Source organism: Halorubrum trueperi, assembly GCF_042662525.1.
Taxonomy (GTDB): domain Archaea; phylum Halobacteriota; class Halobacteria; order Halobacteriales; family Haloferacaceae; genus Halorubrum; species Halorubrum trueperi.
In genome coordinates, this window is record NZ_JBHSXI010000005.1 from 6181 (window position 1) to 25712 (window position 19532).

The 19532-nt window shown below is 55.9% G+C and carries 16 protein-coding genes and 6 pseudogenes; 14 read left to right on the forward strand and 8 right to left on the reverse strand.

Features of this window, described 5'->3' with window-relative positions; all coding sequences use genetic code 11:
• Positions 1–655: IS5 family transposase (locus tag ACFQEY_RS05520; RefSeq protein WP_379765591.1), on the reverse strand; the 655-nt coding region annotated here is incomplete at its 3' end.
• Positions 656–746: 91 nt separating this feature from the next.
• On the opposite strand from ACFQEY_RS05520, the pseudogene ACFQEY_RS05525 reads away from it, so the two are divergent.
• Positions 747–1094 (forward strand): annotated as a pseudogene (locus ACFQEY_RS05525) (IS6 family transposase); the annotation flags it as partial.
• Between the two features lie 62 nt (positions 1095–1156).
• On the opposite strand, the gene ACFQEY_RS05530 reads toward ACFQEY_RS05525, so the two are convergent.
• Positions 1157–2080: an acyl-CoA thioesterase gene (locus tag ACFQEY_RS05530; protein ID WP_379765594.1), complete on the reverse strand. Its 924-nt coding sequence runs from the start codon at positions 2078–2080 to the stop codon at positions 1157–1159.
• Between the two features lie 171 nt (positions 2081–2251).
• Here ACFQEY_RS05530 and ACFQEY_RS05535 point away from each other — a divergent pair, with 171 nt between their 5' ends.
• The 3 genes from ACFQEY_RS05535 to ACFQEY_RS05545 all read left to right on the forward strand — a co-directional run bounded on the left by ACFQEY_RS05535 (position 2252) and on the right by ACFQEY_RS05545 (position 5055).
• A complete protein-coding gene (locus tag ACFQEY_RS05535; protein WP_379765597.1) occupies positions 2252–2659 on the forward strand; it encodes a Zn-ribbon domain-containing OB-fold protein in 408 nt (135 codons plus the stop codon).
• A complete protein-coding gene (locus ACFQEY_RS05540; protein ID WP_379765600.1) occupies positions 2656–3831 on the forward strand; it encodes a thiolase family protein in 1176 nt (391 codons plus the stop codon). Before ACFQEY_RS05535 ends, ACFQEY_RS05540 begins: the two co-directional genes overlap by 4 nt.
• A 159-nt stretch (positions 3832–3990) precedes the next feature.
• Positions 3991–5055: an amidohydrolase family protein gene (locus tag ACFQEY_RS05545; protein WP_379765603.1), complete on the forward strand. Its 1065-nt coding sequence runs from the start codon at positions 3991–3993 to the stop codon at positions 5053–5055.
• 207 nt (positions 5056–5262) lie between these two features.
• Here the strand turns inward: ACFQEY_RS05545 and ACFQEY_RS05550 are convergent, their stop codons facing one another.
• Positions 5263–5577, reverse strand: a complete 315-nt coding sequence (locus ACFQEY_RS05550) for a Rieske (2Fe-2S) protein (RefSeq protein ID WP_379765606.1) — start codon at positions 5575–5577, stop codon at positions 5263–5265.
• 136 nt (positions 5578–5713) lie between these two features.
• On the reverse strand, positions 5714–6838 hold the full coding sequence (locus tag ACFQEY_RS05555; RefSeq protein ID WP_379765609.1) for an amidohydrolase family protein: 1125 nt from the start codon (positions 6836–6838) through the stop codon (positions 5714–5716).
• 1064 nt (positions 6839–7902) lie between these two features.
• Here ACFQEY_RS05555 and ACFQEY_RS05560 point away from each other — a divergent pair.
• Positions 7903–8262: pseudogene (locus ACFQEY_RS05560) on the forward strand (IS5/IS1182 family transposase); the annotation flags it as partial.
• On the opposite strand, the pseudogene ACFQEY_RS05565 reads toward ACFQEY_RS05560, so the two are convergent.
• A pseudogene (locus ACFQEY_RS05565) lies at positions 8258–8585 on the reverse strand (transposase); the annotation flags it as partial. The pseudogenes ACFQEY_RS05560 and ACFQEY_RS05565 sit on opposite strands and share 5 nt — an antisense overlap.
• Positions 8586–8678: 93 nt before the next feature.
• Here ACFQEY_RS05565 and ACFQEY_RS05570 point away from each other — a divergent pair.
• The 5 genes and pseudogenes from ACFQEY_RS05570 (at position 8679) to ACFQEY_RS05590 (ending at position 14875) form a co-directional block, all read left to right on the forward strand.
• The gene (locus tag ACFQEY_RS05570; RefSeq protein ID WP_379765612.1) at positions 8679–10334 is read left to right on the forward strand and encodes an acyl-CoA synthetase; all 1656 of its coding nucleotides are present in this window, start codon (positions 8679–8681) and stop codon (positions 10332–10334) included.
• Positions 10335–10437: 103 nt separating this feature from the next.
• Positions 10438–11208 carry an enoyl-CoA hydratase/isomerase family protein gene (locus tag ACFQEY_RS05575; RefSeq protein ID WP_379765615.1) on the forward strand — a complete coding sequence of 257 codons (771 nt, stop codon included), beginning with the start codon at positions 10438–10440 and terminating at the stop codon, positions 11206–11208.
• A gap of 517 nt (positions 11209–11725) precedes the next feature.
• A pseudogene (locus tag ACFQEY_RS05580) lies at positions 11726–12980 on the forward strand (IS4 family transposase).
• 313 nt (positions 12981–13293) lie between these two features.
• Positions 13294–14314 (forward strand): IS630 family transposase gene (locus ACFQEY_RS05585; RefSeq protein ID WP_089309092.1). Its coding sequence is split into 2 segments (ribosomal slippage): positions 13294–13794 and positions 13796–14314, totalling 1020 coding nucleotides; the frame shifts between segments, so codons are not numbered across the junction.
• Positions 14315–14383: 69 nt separating this feature from the next.
• Positions 14384–14875 carry a GNAT family N-acetyltransferase gene (locus ACFQEY_RS05590; RefSeq protein ID WP_379765618.1) on the forward strand — a complete coding sequence of 164 codons (492 nt, stop codon included), beginning with the start codon at positions 14384–14386 and terminating at the stop codon, positions 14873–14875.
• 150 nt (positions 14876–15025) lie between these two features.
• Here ACFQEY_RS05590 and ACFQEY_RS05595 read toward each other — a convergent pair whose 3' ends face one another.
• Both ACFQEY_RS05595 and ACFQEY_RS05600 read right to left on the reverse strand, forming a co-directional pair.
• On the reverse strand, positions 15026–16066 hold the full coding sequence (locus ACFQEY_RS05595; RefSeq protein WP_379765621.1) for an FAS1-like dehydratase domain-containing protein: 1041 nt from the start codon (positions 16064–16066) through the stop codon (positions 15026–15028).
• A gap of 2 nt (positions 16067–16068) precedes the next feature.
• Entirely contained in the window at positions 16069–16962 is an 894-nt protein-coding gene (locus ACFQEY_RS05600) for an SDR family oxidoreductase (protein WP_379765623.1), read from the reverse strand.
• 121 nt (positions 16963–17083) lie between these two features.
• On the opposite strand from ACFQEY_RS05600, the pseudogene ACFQEY_RS05605 reads away from it, so the two are divergent.
• The 3 genes and pseudogenes from ACFQEY_RS05605 to ACFQEY_RS05615 form a co-directional block, all read left to right on the forward strand.
• A pseudogene (locus ACFQEY_RS05605) lies at positions 17084–17251 on the forward strand (IS1595-like element ISHti5 family transposase); the annotation flags it as partial.
• A 102-nt stretch (positions 17252–17353) separates the two neighbouring features.
• Positions 17354–17788 (forward strand): GNAT family N-acetyltransferase, encoded by a 435-nt coding sequence (locus ACFQEY_RS05610; RefSeq protein WP_379765732.1) that lies wholly within the window; start codon positions 17354–17356, stop codon positions 17786–17788.
• A 41-nt stretch (positions 17789–17829) separates the two neighbouring features.
• A pseudogene (locus ACFQEY_RS05615) lies at positions 17830–18207 on the forward strand (transposase); the annotation flags it as partial.
• A 52-nt stretch (positions 18208–18259) separates the two neighbouring features.
• Here the strand turns inward: ACFQEY_RS05615 and ACFQEY_RS05620 are convergent.
• Positions 18260–19009 carry an IclR family transcriptional regulator gene (locus tag ACFQEY_RS05620; RefSeq protein ID WP_379765625.1) on the reverse strand — a complete coding sequence of 250 codons (750 nt, stop codon included), beginning with the start codon at positions 19007–19009 and terminating at the stop codon, positions 18260–18262.
• Positions 19010–19190: 181 nt separating this feature from the next.
• Between ACFQEY_RS05620 and ACFQEY_RS05625 the strand changes: the two genes are divergently transcribed.
• Positions 19191–19532, forward strand: a 342-nt coding sequence (locus ACFQEY_RS05625; RefSeq protein WP_379765627.1) for an IS1/IS1595 family N-terminal zinc-binding domain-containing protein, incomplete at its 3' end; no start/stop codon positions are given.

The window sequence follows — 19532 nt, forward strand, 5'->3', positions numbered from 1 at the left end:
GGGCGTTATGAGCCTTCTGTAGCGGTGTCTGCTCTCTGTGCTTGATCAACGGTCGCGTTGAGTTGGAGCGACACTCCTCACGGAGGTCGCTCCACGAGTAGTTCGCGTCAGCAGACAACACACGCAGGTCTTCCGCGTTCCGGCGGAAGACCTGCATCCCAATGTGGCCGTCCCATGCCTTCTGCGTCGTGAAATGAACGTCCTTGATCGCTAGCGAATTCACGTCGATCAAGATCGTCGTCTTCATCGACTGGAACGAGAAGTCTGCGCGGTCGCGGTAGTGGTAGCTGGTTTGATCGCGTTGAAAGCCGCTTGCGTCAATTGCAGCTTCACCACTCCAGCCCGCCTGCTCCGCGCTTCGGCGGAGCAGGCGGCGGAGTTCACGCATCCGGTACTCGTTTTCCCACCGACAAAACGAACTGTAGTGCGGTGCGTCGTCAAGATCAAACACGGCGAGGACGCCAGGCATCTCGTTGAGGTAATCTTCGGTCTCACGGAGACTCTTTTCGAGCTCGACGCGGAACAGAATCAATGCGATTTGCGTCCACTCGGCGTACCCGTCCGCGCCGTCCGGCGCGGCGGGTACGTCCGGCTCATCAACGTGCTGTTTGGCAAGGTCTCGACACATCCAGGCAAGCCGTCTGAGCGATGCCATATCGCCAGACGGCGTCCAATTCCTGGTTAGCTTGACGGAATCCTTCCGTGAGAGCGTCTGAGATAGCCGTCACTCGGCGGCAAAACAAGGCATGTACGCTGCTGGCGATCCCGCGACGAACTACCTGCTGCACGTTCGGTTGTTTGCGACAACGACGACCGCGTTGACAGAGATTTTCCTGCGTGAACTCCGTCAAAAACACGACGTCGAATCCGCCGTGTTTCTCGTCGACGGCGCTCAACACCTCCAAACTGCGCTGGCCAGAGCAGGCCTCCGATTTCAAACTACGCGAGATGGAAATCGGAACGCCATCGAGCGAATTTTCCGCGAGCTCAAACGCCGTACCTCCTCGTTCTCAAACTGTTTCAGCCACGTCGAACCAGAAACCGCTGAAAATTGGCTCCAAACCTTCGCCTGCTGGCACAATGCTCCAAACTAAACACGACCTCCGACCACAGCTGGAAGCGATACCAACTAATTCGTTCGCGGACCGAACGTCGCTTATTTGCTCTGGGACACGCCAAAAACATCCGAGGGCACGGGTTCGGTCGACTTATCAGGCCCAAAGCAAGCATACTCGAAGACTGCACGGATGTGCGTCCCGCGGTCGCTATCAAGGTGGTACCTGACGGTGAGGGCATTGTCTACCGTCGCAGATTCTTCGTCAGACACATGGATTGCACCATTGACGGTGAGCGTCGAACCGTATGGGACGACATCCTCGAATGTGACGTGCCAAGCGGCTGGTTGGATTTGTAGACCCTCTTCACAGATGTCTGCAGGGTTAACGCCACGCGATACGAGTTGTTCCTCAAGTGCGAGAGAAATGAATCGGAAATACTCCTCGAAGTAGCCCCAGTCTGCGGCCTCGATGTGTGGCGTTCCAATCCGGAAATCCCGGGAGAATGTAACTGGTGAATCTTCGCAGTCGCCATCGGTGATTTCAGAAATGGAGGCGTGCTCGTCGAGAGTCGGATAGCCAGACGTTCCGCCAGAATTATCAGTCGATTCCCCATCCCCGGCGTCAAGAGAGTCCGAGAGTGACGCTCGAACATGCTCGGGGAGTGGCTCTGCGTCGCCGTCGGCAGCAATGGTGACGTGGGTTACCCGCATCCGACAGTACTCCATTCCGTCAGCCGCGCGGCGGAACACATACTGGTAAACGAAGCTGCGGGTGCTGATCTCGACTGGTTTCCCCTCGACTCGGACTGTCTCGCCGTGAATCGGGTACTGGGACATACATCCGCGAACATCGACAGGTGCGTAGGGCGTCCCGCCGTTCGCGAGAATCTCGGTAAATGGGTAGTCGAGAGCTTCCCCCAGTTCCTCGAGGGCTACCGCAAGCAAGTCGAATAGCGTCTCTGAATGCATCGATCGACCGAGCGTCGTATCGCCGAATCTCACTGGGTGGGAGAGCAGTCTCATCAAACTGGCTTTCAGCGACCAATGGGTTAAATATTCGGCATTCTGCGGTCAGTAACCTACCGTTTGACCTGGATAGGGGCGATGGCTGGCACTCCACAACGAGGGAGACAGCATAGTCTGAGACAGCCCCGGAGAAACACCTAAATGTATGACCACCAAACTCTGGAATCGATGACGAAAGCTGGAACGGTCTCGTCCGAGGAATCACTGACATGTGTCGACGGCGTGGTACGCCTCCTGGGGACTCAGTGTCAACGCTGTGAGGAAGTCACCTTCCCGCCGCGGTTGCAATGCCCCAACTGTGGTAGCAACGACCTTGATGAGATGATCTTCAACCGAACGGGTGAACTCGAGACATACTCTGTTGTTCGGGTCCCTCAAGAGGGGTTTGAGGCCCCTTACACAGTGGGCTTCGTGCGTCTCGATCCCGGCGATGTACGGGTGTTCGGCCCAATCAACTCGAACCCCGACGACCTAGAAATTGGTCGGTCGGTCGCTGTCACGATGATAACACCTGCTGAGGGTCCAGTTCCCGAAGAGATGTGGGGATTCACCACTGATATGGAGGGGAGCACATGAGAGACGTCTACATCGCGGGCGTCGGCCAAACACAGTTCGGGGAACTCGACCGCGACGTCCGCCAACTAGGTGCCGATGCAGTCCAAGCCGCCCTAGACGATGCCGCTGACCGAGCGTCGGTTTCGCGAGACGACCTTGATGTAGCTTTCGTCGGGAACGTTGGTGGGCCAGCCGACCGCCAGCGGGGTATCGTCGGGCAAGTCTGCCTGCGTGAGGCAGGTATTTCGGGCATCTCTATCACGAACGTCGAGAATGCCTGCTCGAGCTCTGCGTGTGCCGTCCGGCTGGCCTACCGCGAACTTGCTGCGGGCCTTGCGGACGTAGCAATCGTTCTCGGCGTTGAGAAGATGACTGGTGTTTCCACCGAGGAAGCCACTGGCGGTCTCGCTGCGGCGGCAGACGTGGCTCGCGAGAGCGACCGTGGCCTGACGTTCCCGAGCGTTTACGCGATGCGTGCGAATGCCTACGCAGACCGCCACGGTGACGACGACCTCCGAGAAGCCCTAGCGCAGATCAGCGTCAAGAACCACCGGAATGCCCTCGATAACCCACGTGCGCACTTCCACCGAGAAATCACCAAAGACGACGTCTTGGAATCGCCGGTCATCGCCGACCCGATGCGCCTGTATGATATGTGTCCCAACTCCGACGGCGCGGCTGCAGCAGTGCTAGTCGCCGACGACTTCGGGACACCCAACAACGCCGTCGCTATCGAGGCAGCCGTCCATCGTACCGGAACATACGACCAAGCCACGACCTTCGGAGATCCTGGGAAGGTCGGCGATGTCGCGGACGTTGCATACGACCGAAGCGGGCTCGGTCCCGACGATGTTGACCTATTCGAAGTCCACGACGGGTCGACGATGGGAGAATTACTCAACTACGAGGCACTCGGTATCGCTGCACCCGGAGACGGCCCCGAAGCGATCCTCTCAGGTCGAACCGAGCGCGACGGCCCAGCACCTGTCAACCCAAGTGGGGGCCTCAAGGCTAGGGGGCACCCTGTCGGGGCGACTGGTGTTGCCCAGATTGCAGAGCTGACTTGGCAGTTGCGTGGCGAGGCAAACGACCGGCAAGTCCCTAACGCAACGGTCGGACTGGCGGAGAACGCAGGCGGTGCTCTCAATGGTGTCGGCGCGAATACGACGATCCACATTTTGCGGGCGCGTTAGCACGCGTTCGCGAGGTTGAAGGCTTTCACCCATCCACGGAGCGGTTCCCAGTACCAGCACGGGCCGCTCCGGAGGTCAGGCCGACAGCAGCCAGCATCACTGTCGTGCTTGCAGTCCGTAGAAATCATTAAATGTCTTTGGCGTGAGTACCTACGTACGATGGCGCGCACGATTGACAGCTGTGTCCAGCAGTGGGCAGTAGATGTTGGTAAAATGAAGGACCACGTTCCAGATAAGTGGCACCGCAGGCTTGCGGTTAAGTCCAAAATCCAAGACCCGATTTCGGGGACGCTCATGCCCTCAATTCCGTGGTACCACGACTTCTGGGGCGAGGACGCTTCTGGCGACGAGACGACTTACGAGGACGCCCAGCACTACCGTTCGCCCGAGGCGATGGATAGGGCCCTGGCCGACCGGGGTGTCGACACGGCACTTTTGACGAGCCACGAAATGCGGTTTCTCCCGGCGATCCCAAGCCCTGACTACTCGGCAGCACTCGCGTCAGCCTACAACGAAGTCGTGGCCAGTGATTGGTTGCCGGTCTCAGATCGATTCGTCGGATCAGTCGTAGTTTCTACGAGTAATCCGGAGGCGGCCGCAGCAGAGGTACGTAAGTATGCCGACAATCCCGACATGGTCACAGTGCTCGTCTATGGCGGCGGTGAGCTCCCTCTCGGCCACCGATCGTATGACCCGCTCTACGAGGCGGCAGCCGAGGCGGACATGCCCCTGACTATCCACGTCTCGGGCAATCCTATCCACCGCCAGACTGCTATGGGCATCCCAGAACAGTACGTGACTCACGACACCAATCTGGTTCACAACCACATGACAAACATGGTGAGCATGCTTTTCCAGGGCGTGTTCGATAGATACCCTGATCTCGACATCGTGTATGCTGGCCAAGGCGTAAGCTGGGTACTCCAGACCCTCTGGCGGAGCACACGTTATTACCGGAACTTAGAGGATACAGTCCCGGTTCATCTAGAACGTGAACCGATCGAATACCTCGAGACCAACTGCTACGTAACGACCTATCCACTCGGTGTTCTTCCCGACGAAACAGCCGTCTCCCTGTTCGATATGGTGGGATTCGACCGGATTCTATACGGTTCGGGATACCCTTACTGGAACGCCGACACTGTCGAGGATTTGCCCGAACTCGACGATGAACAACGCGAACAGGTTCTCGCAAAAAACGCGTCACGTGTCTACGGGTTGTAGATCACTCGGGAGGTTCGATCTGCCAGAGTTCTCTTTGTTCACGCACTCTCGAGCTGCCTAACTTCTCCAGTCATTTTATACCGAAGAAATCGACGCGTACTGCCACTCTTCATGTGATACTTGGGTCAACAGCAAGTGGCTTTCTTCGATGGCTGGCATCAGTGCTGCAGGCTTGACGTGATCCAGGCTTCAGGTCCGCTCTACAGGCTATACGTCGACACGAATCTCGCCATTTACTACCTCGGTGTCGAAAGTCATGATTCGTTTCGAGTTGCCGAAGCTGACCTTACCAGTTTCTAAGTCGAAGGTCCAGCCGTGGAACGGACAATCGATTGTGGGCGTTTCGCAGTCTTCGTGATTGACCGGTCCACGGCCGACTGGTCCTTCCATGTGAGGACAGAAGTTCCGAATCGCGTATATTTCTCCGTCGACGTTGAGTACAGTGATCTCAATGCCGTTAATTTCGACAAACTTCCGGTCACCAGGCTGGAGCTCTTCGGTAGTCGCGACGGTCTGCGCCATTACACATGGGTTCTGGGGAAAGAGACCTAAAGATTGTGGTCCAAAAGAGCCAGTCAATATGAATACCCACCGCTAAAACTGGAAACAGCGGCTCGTGTCTATTCAAGCCCCAGACGCTCAAAGGGTAGAGAGCCTGTTAGAAATCCATCACCGAGAGTGCGTTGCCTCCGAAGATGGCCTCCTCTGTCTCTTCGTCTACACCAGGAATCGTCAGCACCGATGGGTAGTCGAAGTCGAAATGAGGGAAATCAGAGGCGTACATGAGCGTGTTCTTCGCATCGATCATGTCGAATATTTTAGACAGCCTCTGTGGACCCGCAACCTCCTCGATGGGCTGGGTCGTGAAGTAGAAGTTGTCCTTAAGATATTCACTCGGTGGCTTTTCCAACCAGTCCAGATGATGTTTCCGCAACTCGTAGTTCTTGTCCATACGGCCCTGAATCCAAGGAAGCCACGTGATGCCCTGCTCTACGAAGATGTGCTGGAGGTCGGGGAACCGCTCGGGAACACCTTGGAAGATCATGCTCGGAATGTGGGCCATATTGTGCTGGTTGTACGCACCCATGTACTCGACGGTACTCTCCAGAGTGGTAGCGCCGAAGACCCCGTTCCATGGAGGGTTCGAAAAGCCGACGTGGTAATCAATCGGGAGACCTGCCTTCTCTGCGGCCTCGTAGATCGGGTCGTACTTGCGATCACCGAGGAGTTCTTGAGGGGCCGAGGCGATGTGGATCGAAACCATCCCGTCTTCATCGGCCATTCGCTCGATCTCTTCTGCAGCCCGCCGGGGGGCCTGAGTCGGGACACGAATCGACCCAACGATTCCGTCATTCTCGTCGATGAATTGGTCGAGAATGTAGTCGTTATAGGCCCGACAGAGCGCAGTTGCCCAGTCACGTTCGGGGACATCGCTGACTGCCTCGAATGTGTGACCATGCAGGACGATGTAGTCTGTATTGAACCGATCCATGAACGCGCCAAGGCCTTCCGGCGTGGTCGTTTTGACATCTTTCCCGAGTCCATGTGGCGTCGGGTCAAGGTCAAAATTGAAGTTGCCGACCAGGTTACCTGCTAAGGGTTCGTCCGTACGGCCGATGTGTTTGATTCGGCTTTTCCAAGGTTCGTCAACGTACTTCGCGTACTCACCTTGGTCGAGATTTATTTCGTGGACGTCGCAGTCGACCACCGTGTACTTTTTTAACCGCTCGATGGCACGCCTTGACGTCTCTTGGCCGTCTGTCTTGTGGGCCTGACTCACCATACTCACAGAGAGGTCTAGCATACACTTAGTTCTTTGGAGCGCGCCCGTAGGACGCCGGAATCAGCTGGTCAAACCCCAGAACGGTCAGAACATGTTTCTCCACTCGATGTCGAACAGCCCACACGAGGTGAAAGTACCATCGGATACAACAGTAGGCTTTCTGGGAACGCTCATCCCGTACATCGTAACATAGTAGTTTCGTGGCCCAGCCCCCCAGTTAGTCGAGTTTCAGTGCAAGGCAGTCGAGATACGTTTGGAAGCGATGCGTCGAGACGCCACGGAACTTCGCCAGTCGCTCCCGACGGAAGCTATGACGGTTCTCGCGTGTGCTTGTACGAGTGCTACCGGTGACGTAGGTATCGGAAGGGATGGACGGTCAGATTGCCGTCCATCGCCTCTTTGTTCCCGATCTCGGTGTGAGTCGAGTGGCTCTTGACTGCCCTAGTGACACAGCTTTTCGATATGTGGTATGGGCCAATACTGACTGCTGAATAGAGTACGGCAATTGGGTGACTTTCGATGAGATTCGAATGCCATGGAAGAGATTATTGGTCGTCTATGAGCTGCTGCATCGCGGTGGTTTTCTCTTGTGAATACACGGGGCAGGGCTGATTAGTCGTCAGTCCCCGAATGATTGATTGCCGAAGATCGTGCGTACAAGACGCTTTGAAGGTCTGCAGATGCGGACAGCATGCACAACAGGTCGGAAATGTGAGGTCAGCTTTGTGTCCTGACATTTGGTACAAATTATCATGGGGTGCTGTATAAATCTTCTGTGGTCGATATACGATCTTACTCATCAGAAGCGGTCTTGACAAGCTCCCGGCAGACACCTCTATTTCCATCCGCCTTTAGCTAAGTCAGAAACCGCATGATAGCAGCGTCTTATCGTGGATACTTTTCGAGAGGAACGGGGAGGCGGCAAGTCTGCGCCACAACGCCTCCGGATCGAGAATCATGCATCGGTTCACTACACTGATTCCTCCCGAGTTCCTCGGAAAGCACGCGAGGAACTCGGCGTGGTCGAGCGAGAGAGCAAGCTACGGATCCCTCTCCTCGTGTGGGCGCTCATCTTCGGCTCATCAGTCTGGATGCTTAGAGACGTCGCCTACGATATCTTCGATTGGCACGACCACCCACTGGCCGCAGGGATCGTGCTAAGCGCTCCATACACTCCGCGAAACACTGACGACCAGTAAGACGTTGAATACCGGGTTGAAGACCGAATTGAGGAACACAGCGGGGATGTTCAACTGAAACAATTAATCTTGGACGAGACGTACAACAACCGGGGAGCAGTCCGAACAGGAGTGTTCGTTGCGCTTTGCCTACGACTCGTCGTCTCAATCGCTAACTACGAGCGAGAAAACGAACCTGCCTGTGAGATGGGATGCGATGAATTCTATGACACGCTCCTATATTGAGAAAGCCGAGGATAGTTTCGTAATTACGGTCAAGAGTAGGAACGATCTTAGCGGCCAGTCCCGATCGCATCTATCCGACGATGTAGAACGTCTCCTCGAGAGTGAAGCAATGCTAGCCGAAGATAATGTCTGTGAGGTCGTTAAAGGAGGTTTTACAGTTCTTGCACCAGTATTGTTGCGCGCCTTTGCCTGTGGTGTCTCGCTTGACAACAGCCCTCTCCGCAGTAGACACACGCCATCTTCTCGCCCGAATCGGCGAGACGGTGACGTTCAAAGCATCGCTCACGTGGGGGAACGCAGACCTGAGCAGACTCTTCGTCCATCGTTGGTGTGGTTCACCAGCCGAGTCGATGTCACGACCTACCGGGATGAGTCCTGGAAAAAGTTAATAAGCCCCCATCTAAACAGCATGACGCATGTACGAAAATGTCCCAGAGCGGTTCGTACCGGACAGTGCACCAGAGCCCATATATGCGAACCCGAGCATAGACTACGTCCATAACACCGAGTCCCTCAACGCAACCTACGAAATCCTTGAACGCGGGATTGAAGAGGACGACAGGGCCGACGACATTGCCATCCGATCGTTGGATACGGGCGAAGACATCACCTTCGGGGAGCTTCACAACCGCGTCGAAAGATTTGCTTCGGTTCTCAAAGACGCTGGTGTTGAGCCTGGTGACCGCGTTTTCTGGCGACTCGGCGAGATTCCGGCCGCCCACGTTGTCCAGTTAGCGACTTGGAAGGTCGGAGGGGTCAATGTCCCAAGTGCTCTGCCAGAGAGTGCCCGCGAGGTCGAGTATTTTATCAATGATACTGAAGCCTCGGTCGTGATCGCCCAAGCAGATGGTTTCGAGGCCGTCGAAGAGGCCCTCGAAAACACTCCCAGTGTGGAAGATGCATTTGTTGTGGGTGACTACGATAGCGAATACCGGTCTTTCAACAACGCATTAACTGAAGCCGAGCCCGACACCGAGTACGCTGACACAGCACCATCCGATGCAGCGTCGATCTTCTACACCGGCGGAACAACCGGTAAACCCAAAGGATGTGTCCACCCTCACGCCGCCGAGGTGACAATCACCGATCTCGAAGCTGGTGAAGGCCGTACACTTGGTTCAGACGACATCTCGTTCTGTCCTGCACCTCTCGGACACGCATTTGGGAACGGAGAGAAAATCAACTTCCCGCTTCGACACGGCGCATCCGCGGTTCTGACGGAACAACCGTCGCCCGCCGAGATGCTCGACATCATTGAGGAATACGGTGTATCGGTGTTCGTCGGTGCTCCGACAATGCTCAGGATGATGATGAACGAGGAAGACGTCTCTGAGCGCGACCTCAGTTCTGTTCGGCTCGTGGTGATGTCCGGGGAAATGTTTGACGAGCAGACGTACGACCGGTGGGTCGACCAGACTGGGATCGAGAACACGTGCAACACGGTCGGAATGACGCCGATGCGGCACATCTTTCTCACTCCCTACCGGGACGGAGAGAAGATCGCACCTGGACTTTCTGTTGGCAAACCCTACGCCGGATACGAGGCGAAAGTGGTCGACATCAATGATGAGACTGTCGACACTGTACGGAACGAAAGCGGTCGGCTGGCGATCCGCGGACCTACGACGATCAACTACTGGAACAACATTCATCCGGATATGCCGGACAGAATGGAGCAAGACAGTCTCGAAGACTGGGCACTCCTCGACGACGCCTACGAGCGCGACGAGGATGGGTGGTTGTGGTTTGAGACGCGGTTGGACAATATGATCGTTTCGGGGGGGCGTCAGATTGCCGCTCCTGAAGTTGAGGAGGTCCTCAACGATCATCCTGCAGTGGCAGAATCGGCTGTCGTCGGCAAACCCGATGAAACGAGAGGTGAGATCGTCAAAGCCTTTGTGACTCTCGTTAACGACGCCACTCCCGACGAGAGTCTCGTTTCTGATCTGCAAGACCACGCGAAATCGGCGATGGCGAAGTACAAGTACCCCCGTGAGATTGAGTTCTTGGACGAACTCCCAAAAGACGAAGTCGGCAAACTCCAACGCGCCCAACTTCGTGAACAGGCGTAGAACTATACCGGCGGTACGACGGTCAAAGCGGATCGGTTTCGTCATGGCTGAGAGCGTAGCGGCGTCGGAACACGCTTATTAGCCAACCGTGCGAAGTAGGAATATGGAGACGAGCGTTGACGATCGGGTTCAGACGGCGGCGTTCGATCGGCCGGACACGAGAAACGCGATATCCGTCGAGACGGCACACGAACTGACCGCACAACTCAGGGAGGCCGCGGAGAGGAATGTACGGGCATTTGTTCTCACGGGCCGTGGGGAGGCTTTCTGCGCTGGCGGTGATATCGAGGCGATGGCGGAACGGGTTGGCGCCGAGAATCCAGAAGATGCCTATCGGCGAGTTGAGGAAACGATGAACACCGTAATCCGAGAGATCCTATTCGCACCGTTTCCCGTTATTGCGAAAGTGAACGGGGACGCAGTTGGGGCGGGCACGAATCTCGCGGCTGCGTGTGACTTCGCAATCGCGGCGCGAAATGCCCGGTTCGGCGAAGTCTTCGTCAACGTCGGACTCATTCCCGATAGCGGTGGCACGTATCTCCTCCCGCAGTTAGTTGGCCTTCGGACAGCGAGAGAACTCGCCATGACTGGTCGAGTGATCACTGCGACGGAAGCGGCAGAGATAGATCTGATCACGGAGGCAGTACCCCCGGATCAACTGGACGATTGCGTTGACGAACTCCTCGCAACGCTGGATGACAAACCGACGTCCGCATTGGGGGCAATCAAGCGCGGAATGCATGGTAACCTCGGACGTCATCTAGAGGAGGCACTTGAACGAGAAGCGCTGCTCCAGGCGCTGGCCTACGAAAGCGACGCTCACCGGGAAGGCATCCAAGCGTTTCTCGAATCGCGTGATCCCGAGTTCGACTGACGGCCGCCTGAATACCTTCGCAGAGTTCCTCGCTTCCATCCTCGGGAACGTTACTGTCGGTAACACCACCCACCTAGTTGTCAATCACGTATCAACGGCAACGGCGGAGAACACCCGGATCTATCCGGCAAAGCCGAACGCAGTGTAACGACAGAGATGCTGTCCAACCATTACGTTTCTTGCCGACATTAGGAAGACTATTAAAATGTTGAGAGCGGCAGCGGTTTTCAATCCGTGTCGCCACACCCCACAGATTTCGGTATCCAAACAGTTGTTTCCGGTGTTCGGGTGCCCACGAGAGAGGAAGGGAGGAACGTATCTGACAGCAGTTCGTGTCACACGCCAGGGGTCTCTGTTACTGGCCTCAGTCGGCAGCAGAACGAGGTAACGTTGCCATCTGCATTCGCGTTTGAGATACTCCCGTGACTGACAATGTTCGGCATAAAAGCTATCTTGAAGAGCCCCTTAATAACACCACTGTCGCGTTCTAAGTATTTAAAAGCTGGATGAAACGGTAGTGACGGCCTGTAATGTCTGTAGCTTCCAAACCAGCAGACAGGCCGTCAGAAGATGTAACGAACGCCAGCAATATCAATGCTGACGAAACCGTCGCCGATGAGGTGTACTCGCTGCTCGACGCAGTCGACAGCGAGTCCATTGCTGACCAGTTCAGAATCGGCGTCCACTCTGACAAACACGACTTCACGAACCACGTCAAGGTCGCTGTTCGTGAGGGTCTCGATCCGTCCAGTTCTCTTGCTGAACTCGAAGACAAGACGGCTGTTGATGTCTCTCTCGAACACATGCCCAAGTCACGGTTTTCCGCACTCACGAACGACCGCGACTACCGCGCGGTCGTTCGTCTCCTGTTTGCGTTACTGCACACGCCACAGCTGTATCATCAGCGTGCAGTCCAGCGAAAACGACTGGAGTGGCTGACGCGAGGTGTCGTCGCTGCTGACGCAACGAATCTCGAACTCACCCGCTCCGTTGTCGTCTCAGACGAATTCGTCTGAGACGACGAGGATGTCTACAAGATCGATACAAATGACGGCGGACTCGAACTACACTGCGCCGCGCGCGTAGATGGAGAACACAAGCATCCACTCGATGCTACTGTTACAGAGGGCGATACTCACGAAAGCCCGCAGTTCGATCTCCTCAAAGACGACGTCGAGGTCTTCGCAGACCTCGACTCGGTTATCTGGGTGTTTGACCGTGCATACACGCGCTATCTTCGGTTCTGTGAAATCAACGACAGCGACGATGATTTCGTCACACTGCTACACTCGGACGCTCGATTCGAGGTCATCGAAGTCCTCGAAGAGTTCGAAGTAACCGTCACCGAAAACAACGCCGCACAGCCGACAAACTCTGACGAAGAATCAACACGGCAGGTTCGTGACGAACGAATCGAGTTGGCCGAGACTGGTGAGGAGTTTCGTCGGATTGTCTTGGAAACGCCCGACGGAGAAGAAATCGAGTACCTGACGACGCTGGCGTCGTCAGCGTACGATCCAATCGATGTGATCAACATCTACACGCTACGAACCGTCATTGAGATTCTCTTCCGGGAGTGGAAGCAGTATCTCAACATCGAGAATTTTCACTCAAAGTCGCTGAACGGCGTCTTGTTTGAGCTGTTCTGTGCGTTGATTGGATACATACTCGTCGTGTGGTTTCGCCAACGCCACCCAGTCAAGGGTGGCGTGGCGCGTGCAATCCAGAAAGTCCGCACCTTCTGGAACGAGACTCTGGATTCGTTCGGGTGATCACCACTCATTTGCCGGCGACAGCCGTCACCCGCCAGCGACGGCTGTCGCCTAAGCGACTATATTTCTGACTTTGCAACACTGAAACGCCAGTTCTCTTGGTTCAACACGGAGTTCACTGACTACTGTTTGGCTTGGGAACTCTCACATAGCTTGACTCGACCGTACTCCAAGAGGTCAATCTCTCCGGGGCTTTATCAACTCAGAACGCGACAGTAACACCATGGAAAATGATAACGAAAAAGAGGCCTGCAATGCGTGGGATTATACTCAACGTCGAAAGTTTTGAGACACAGAAGCTCATCGTTTGAGTATGTCCAAGGACGGGAACAAGATTCCCGATCTTTCAGTTGAGCGCGTCCGCGAGCAGCTCGCGGACGAGCGTGATCCGAAAGCAATCAAACGGCTCACTACTGCACGCGAATATCTCGCTGGGCTATCTCCAGATAAGATCGAGGAAAAATACGGATGGCCTCGTCAGACAGTGTACAACTGGTTGGATCGCTTCGAAGAGCGCGACTTTGAAGACGCGCTCTACGACGACGAACGTCCAGGAAGACCGCCTGAGCTCTCTGACGAACAGTTCCAACAATTCGCTGAAACACTCAACCAATCACCCGAAGAAGCTGGATACGATGAGCCTGCTTGGTCGAGTATACTAGCTCAACAACACCTCATAACTGAGTTTGATGTTGCACATTCCCGGCGTCACGTTCAGCGACTAATGAAAGAGGCCGAGGTTTCCTGGAAGAAACCTCGGCCAGAACCAGCCTCGGCTGACGAGGAAGATCTTGAACGGTACGACGACGAGCTCAAAAAAAGTCGGGAGACGGGATGAAGACAGGCTGGTCATAACGATTGATCAGTTCAGGAAATCGGTTGGAGCTGATCTCAGATATGCGTGGTTTCCGATTGACGAGAGGCCGACAGTGAACGTGTCGGCCTCTCGTGATGGAATCAATTTCTTGGGCGGTCTCACCGAGAACGGCGAGACCATGTTTTTGGAATGCGCTGGTTCGTTCAACAAGGAAACGACGGTTCGATTTCTCCAGTCACTTCAGGCAAGATTCGGAGAGAAACTGCTCGTGGTTCTCGACAAAGGTTCCTATTTCACAGCGAAGAAAGTCAAGGAGTTTGCCGAGAAATCGAAGCTAGAGCTTCTATATCTCCCGACTGGGATGGCTAAGCTAAATCCAACCGAGGAGTGTTGGCGACAACTCAGATCAACCCTTGGTAATCAATACTTTGGAGAAATTGACGAACTTCGGAGTGAGATCCGCTCAGCGATGAAAGAGATCAATCCGCCCGGAGTGTATCAGTATCTCTGTCGGTGAGTATACACCGACTGCGAGGGAACGGAACACTGTCCGCCCCGGTGTCCACGGGTTTTCGACAAGAACGGGATGCCGCTACTGATCGAACCCTACCAGTCGACCTACTGCGCCGCCCTATCAGCGATGTATGAGGACCTTGACGCCCATAGCAAGACACTCGGGCTCCCACCAACGACGACCGGGCAACGAGAACAGTGGTTGGATCATCTCACCGGAGCAGGTCTAAACCTCGTCGCACTTGACGATGGCAATGTCGTAGGGCACGTTGCTGCCGTGCCAGCTAAAGAAGGCGAATCCCAACTCGTTGTGTTCGTTCATCAGGAATACCAGAACAGGGGTATCGGCACAGAACTGCTCAAACAGTTAGTCGCATACGCTGATAACAAGGGCGTTGAGGCGATCAAGTTGACAGTCGCGTTGAACAATCGACGGGCAATCACCGTCTATGACAACATGGGGTTCGACGTAATCGAACGGATGCAGGGAGAACTCGCAATGCGGCTCTCGCTCGACCGTCCTATCGTCGACGAGGTCAAACGCCCCCCAGCGGAGCAGCAGTGACCCCCACGCGCCCGGATCGTGCGCCCTCTCGGTTCTATAGGTTGCCGTGTATGCATCCGGTCGACAACTCGGATATCGAGTTCGGCGTCGGATTCGAGCGTGGCGAGGAAACCGAGCGTTTTCCGCCGCAGTAATCGAGAGAGCGGACAACTAGGTTATTGTGGCAGTCACGGTTCCGGTCAGAACGGCTTCGTCGTCCTGATTGGACACGGCGAGGTCGGCATCGGCGGTCACAGACGCACCGCAATCTTCGAGCGCGGTTATCTCTCCCGTTGCCGTGACCGTGTCCCCGGGCCAGACCTGGTCGCGAAAGCGCACGCCGAAAGACTCGATCGCGCCGACGCCGAACCAGTTACTGACGACGGTCGCTACATAGCTCGCAGTGAGCATCCCTTGTCCGAAGACGCTCGGGTATCCCCTAGCTCTCGCGTACGGTTCGTCGTAGTGGATCGGATTGAAATCACCGCTTGCTCCCGCGTATCGGACGAAATCTTCGCGTTCGAGGTCCGCAACGAGTTTCGGCCCGTGATCACCAACTTTGAGGTCGGCGGAAGTCGCGGGCAGATCGCTGTCATGTGTCAGTTGTGGTGAGTCGATAGATCGGTCCCTGGTCGCTTCGTCAGTGACAGCTGTCGAACTGCGTCCCTTATGACTGTCGCCGTCGTCTTCGGTGTTCTCGATCGCATCCTCGTCGTCTGCATCTATGGTACCGCCTGTCTCAATCCGGGTCATTCGTTCGGTGAGCACGTCGTCGCCCCCGCGGTCACGGTACGTCGTCTCGTAGACGGCAAAGGTCATCGTTCCGCCACGCCCGCCCTCCCGCTGGTAGACGTCGATTAGGGTCGTCTCGCCCGAGAGCACGTCCCCGACGTACACCGGTCGGTCGAACTCGTATTCCTGCTCACCGTGAACGATGTGTTTGAACCGGAGACCGAGATCGAACCCGAGGCGCTCGTCGATCCCATCGGGCCGATATCGTGGGAAGTACTTCGTCCGTGTGAATGTCAGAGGGGCCGGAACGGTCTCGTATCCTCGTTCTACGGCGGCAGGTTCGTTCCGATGGATCGGGTTCTCGTCGCCGACTGCCCGCGCGAACTCTTCGACTTTTCCGGCCTCAACGGCCAGTCCATCCACGGTGCGGTGTGTGTCTCCGACCTGTGCTTCGATTTTGTCGAACGGTTTCGTCGGCATGGTTACAGGGTTTGTTCGGTGCGGTCAAGAGAGATGCCGTTCGCGATGGACGATCGGAACTTCTCGGCAATCTCGTCCGTGTCCCATCCGTCCGGACTAACGCCGATCCGCCGAAGTTCTGGATCCGACACGAGTCCGATCGTGTCTCCCGCGGCCCGGACAGTACAGCCGTTGATGCCCTCGGCATCGTTGCTCATCAGGTACGTGACCATCTTCGCCACGTTCTCCGGCGGCATCTCCTCGCGAGTGAACGGGCGCTTTTCTTCTGGAATCTCATCTATCATGCGTGTGTATGCCGTTGGTACCAGGGCGTTGACCCGGACATCGTACCGCTTGAGTTCGCGGGCGGCGGTCCGAGTCATCCCCAGTACGCCGGCTTTTGCCGCCGAGTAGTTGAGCTGTCCCGGATTCCCGAAGGCCGACCGGCTCGAAATGCAGAGGAACGACCGCTGCCTATCGAGTCCGTCCTCGTCTTTCGCCCGCTGGCGCCAGTGGGACGCCAGCGGGCGAAGGAGAGCGAAGTGGCCGCGGAGATGAACCCGGATCACGTCGTCCCAGTCGTCGGCCGACATCTCCCAGGACAGTTTGTCCCGGAGAATGCCCGCGAAGTTGACTGCACCGTCGATCCGGCCATACTCGTCGAGCGTGTCCTCGATCAGTGATTCAGTGTACTCGAGGGAGCTTACGTCGCCGAAGTGGGACATACCGTCTCCCCCGGCGTCTTTGACCGCCGTGACAGTCTCGTCTGCGGGCTCCTTGCTTTCGCCTTCCCCGCGGACGTCCGAGCCGAGGTCGTTGACGATGACTGTCGCGCCGGATCGTCCCAGTTCGATCGCGACCGCTTCTCCAAGGCCGTTGCCTCCGCCAGCCACGATAATCACCGCGTCATTAAGCATCAGTGAATGGTTACGGCATCGCTCCATAAGTATTTCGCTCATCTGTAGCAGTGAATACTTCCTTGTGAGTGGAGTTCGTAGCTGGTCTCAAGATGGTCAGCAGAGAGAGTGGGGACGAATTCGCTCTGACGAACGAGTACGGTTCCTCGTTCGTGAAAATCTGGAAGACGTAGATGAGGACATCAGCAAATACGGCGATGAAAACGATCCGGCGATCCTCTGCACCGATCATAACAGCATCCACGACGGAAATACCTGCAGCGTTTGGGACTATTCCGAATGTGAAGGGACGGAATACTGTCCACCTCGGTGTCCGCGCTTTGTCGACGAAGAGAAAGCAGCCCTCCTGATAGAGCCGTACGAATCAGACCAGTACGGGACACTTCTGGATATGTACGAGAACGTCGACTCAACCAGCAGGACTCTTGGGCTCCTTCCTTCGTCGAACGAACGGAGAAAAGAGGGGCTCGATCATCTTACGACCGACGGCTGGAACCTCGTGGCGATTCACCGCAACCGAATCGTCGGTCACGTCTCGGCCGTTCCCTCGGACACCGACAAGTATCAGTTCGTTGTATTCGTCCACCAAGACTACCAGAACAGAGGTATCGGAACAGAGCTCCTCAAGCAGCTCATCGCGTACGCCGACGACAGAGGCGAAGAAGCGTTAACGCTAACCGTCGCAACGGGGAGTCGACGGGCAATACACGTCTACGACAACCGCGGATTCGACGTGATCGACCGACTTGAATCCGAACTAGCGATGAGACATTCGCTCGAAGATCCCATCGTAACACAGGTTCAACTCCCGCCAGCGAAACGGTGACCCTGAGCCAGCGTTGTCTCGTGTATCGACGGTAGTAGGGGAGCATCTATCGGTGTCGGTGGGAGGTTGAGTTGCTGGTCCAGGAGTTGAAGACGCAGTACGAGCTAGATGAGTTCGACACGAGCAAGAAGCACGTCGTAGAGATCCAGGTGTACGCAGCACTGTTGTCGCTGTTGGTGAACCGCGTGCTGTTCGATCTGGTCACGGAACACGCCGATGAGGATATCGTGTTTCCGCCAGAGCGCTAGGCGGCGACCTTCCGGTCGCACGCCCAGCTTCTCCTTCATCGGCTCGGTGAGTACCTCGATTACTCGCCACCGCCGCTGTTGGTGCGGCTAATCGAAGACGCACAGAGGATCCACCAGCAACGACCAATACTCCAAAAGACGCTCGCCACGCAACCAAGGTGTGAGTCTTAGCTAAAGACGACTGGTGCTCTGGTGAACCCAATCCGGCTGAGAACAGCTGTATCTACGAGTAATTGAGCGAGACCTCAACCACATTAGCACACTGGAGCAGTTCTTCCCTCATCTCGTCCTCGTAGTCTCCCTTGATTCGATTCACCGGTCCACAGAGTCCGATCGAACCCACGATCTCTCCGTCTTGAAACACCGATGTCGCGATACATTTGATCCCCTCAATTTCGCCTGAACTATCTACGCCGTATCCTCGTTTGCGGATTTCTTCCAACTCGGCGCGGAGTTCGTCAACGTCAACCGTCGTCTCCTGGGTCACCGCGGGAAGTCCATAGCGGTCGATAACCCATTCCCGAGTATCCTCCGGGAGATGGGCAAGAATACACTTGCCCATGGCGGTTGTGTGCAACCTGAGATGGAGTCCCGGATGAGAGTCGATACTGACAGCCTGCTCTCCCTCCTTGATTGCGAGGATCACCCCTAATCCCTGTTCTCTACTCATCAAGATGACGTGTTCACCAGTGGCCTGCGCTAAGTCGTCAACCTCGGCGATTGCCGTTTGATAGAGGGGCGTTTGCTCACGTGCTCGACTCCCTATGTCGAGGAAACGCAGACCAACGTGGTACTCTCCGTTTTCGTTTATCACGTAGTTGTCGGCCGCTAGTGTCTGGAGATGGTCGTGGATAGTGCTCTTTGGCAATCCGAGATGATCCGTCAACTCCGCGGGCGTCGCACCGTTCTTGTCTAGTAGTGCCTCGACAATCGAGAAGGTGGTTCGCACCGATTTCACCGGTACGTTGGTCATGGACACTTTGTGGATGCCTGACCATAAAAACCATCCGGTATTAGCGGACCGAGCTGGTTCAGCATTCGGTATTATCGGTTTTTAGTTCAATCGCTCTTCCGAAGCAGATTGTTGGTCGGGTAGAGCTGGCGTTGTGAAAGCGTAGCGGGCAAGGGTGACGCGGATGCGTCACCCGAACGCAATGTTCCCATTTGAATTGCTGAGTTCAGAGGCGAGCGCCGCGAACCTGCTGGAGCAGGTTCGCTGGCGCGAGGGCCTCTGTTGCCCGCGCTGCCGGTCTGAGTCGGTGATCAAACACGGCAGCTATCGAGAGTATCAACGGTATCTCTGTAAGGGTTGCGACCGCACGTTCAACGACAAGACCGGCACGATCTTCGCGCACGCGAAGATCGGCCTCGACAAGCTGTTGTTCGCGTTCTATTCGTTCCTCCGGTTCAATACGAGTATCCGCCAGTTAGATGCTGAAATTGACGTTTCGTATCGTTCACTTCGCCGGCGCGTCGAGCAGTTCGCCAGAACGCTC

Bases quoted from the DNA above. Each gene is read 5' to 3' on its own strand.
- ACFQEY_RS05530 (WP_379765594.1), bottom strand. From the start codon at position 2,080: ATGAGACTGCTCTCCCACCCAGTGAGATTCGGCGATACGACGCTCGGT.
- ACFQEY_RS05535 (WP_379765597.1), top strand. From the start codon at position 2,252: ATGACGAAAGCTGGAACGGTCTCGTCCGAGGAATCACTGACATGTGTC.
- ACFQEY_RS05540 (WP_379765600.1), top strand. From the start codon at position 2,656: ATGAGAGACGTCTACATCGCGGGCGTCGGCCAAACACAGTTCGGGGAA.
- ACFQEY_RS05545 (WP_379765603.1), top strand. From the start codon at position 3,991: ATGGCGCGCACGATTGACAGCTGTGTCCAGCAGTGGGCAGTAGATGTT.
- ACFQEY_RS05550 (WP_379765606.1), bottom strand. From the start codon at position 5,577: ATGGCGCAGACCGTCGCGACTACCGAAGAGCTCCAGCCTGGTGACCGG.
- ACFQEY_RS05555 (WP_379765609.1), bottom strand. From the start codon at position 6,838: ATGGTGAGTCAGGCCCACAAGACAGACGGCCAAGAGACGTCAAGGCGT.
- ACFQEY_RS05570 (WP_379765612.1), top strand. From the start codon at position 8,679: ATGTACGAAAATGTCCCAGAGCGGTTCGTACCGGACAGTGCACCAGAG.
- ACFQEY_RS05575 (WP_379765615.1), top strand. From the start codon at position 10,438: ATGGAGACGAGCGTTGACGATCGGGTTCAGACGGCGGCGTTCGATCGG.
- ACFQEY_RS05590 (WP_379765618.1), top strand. From the start codon at position 14,384: ATGCCGCTACTGATCGAACCCTACCAGTCGACCTACTGCGCCGCCCTA.
- ACFQEY_RS05595 (WP_379765621.1), bottom strand. From the start codon at position 16,066: ATGCCGACGAAACCGTTCGACAAAATCGAAGCACAGGTCGGAGACACA.
- ACFQEY_RS05600 (WP_379765623.1), bottom strand. From the start codon at position 16,962: ATGCTTAATGACGCGGTGATTATCGTGGCTGGCGGAGGCAACGGCCTT.
- ACFQEY_RS05610 (WP_379765732.1), top strand. From the start codon at position 17,354: ATGTACGAGAACGTCGACTCAACCAGCAGGACTCTTGGGCTCCTTCCT.
- ACFQEY_RS05620 (WP_379765625.1), bottom strand. From the start codon at position 19,009: ATGACCAACGTACCGGTGAAATCGGTGCGAACCACCTTCTCGATTGTC.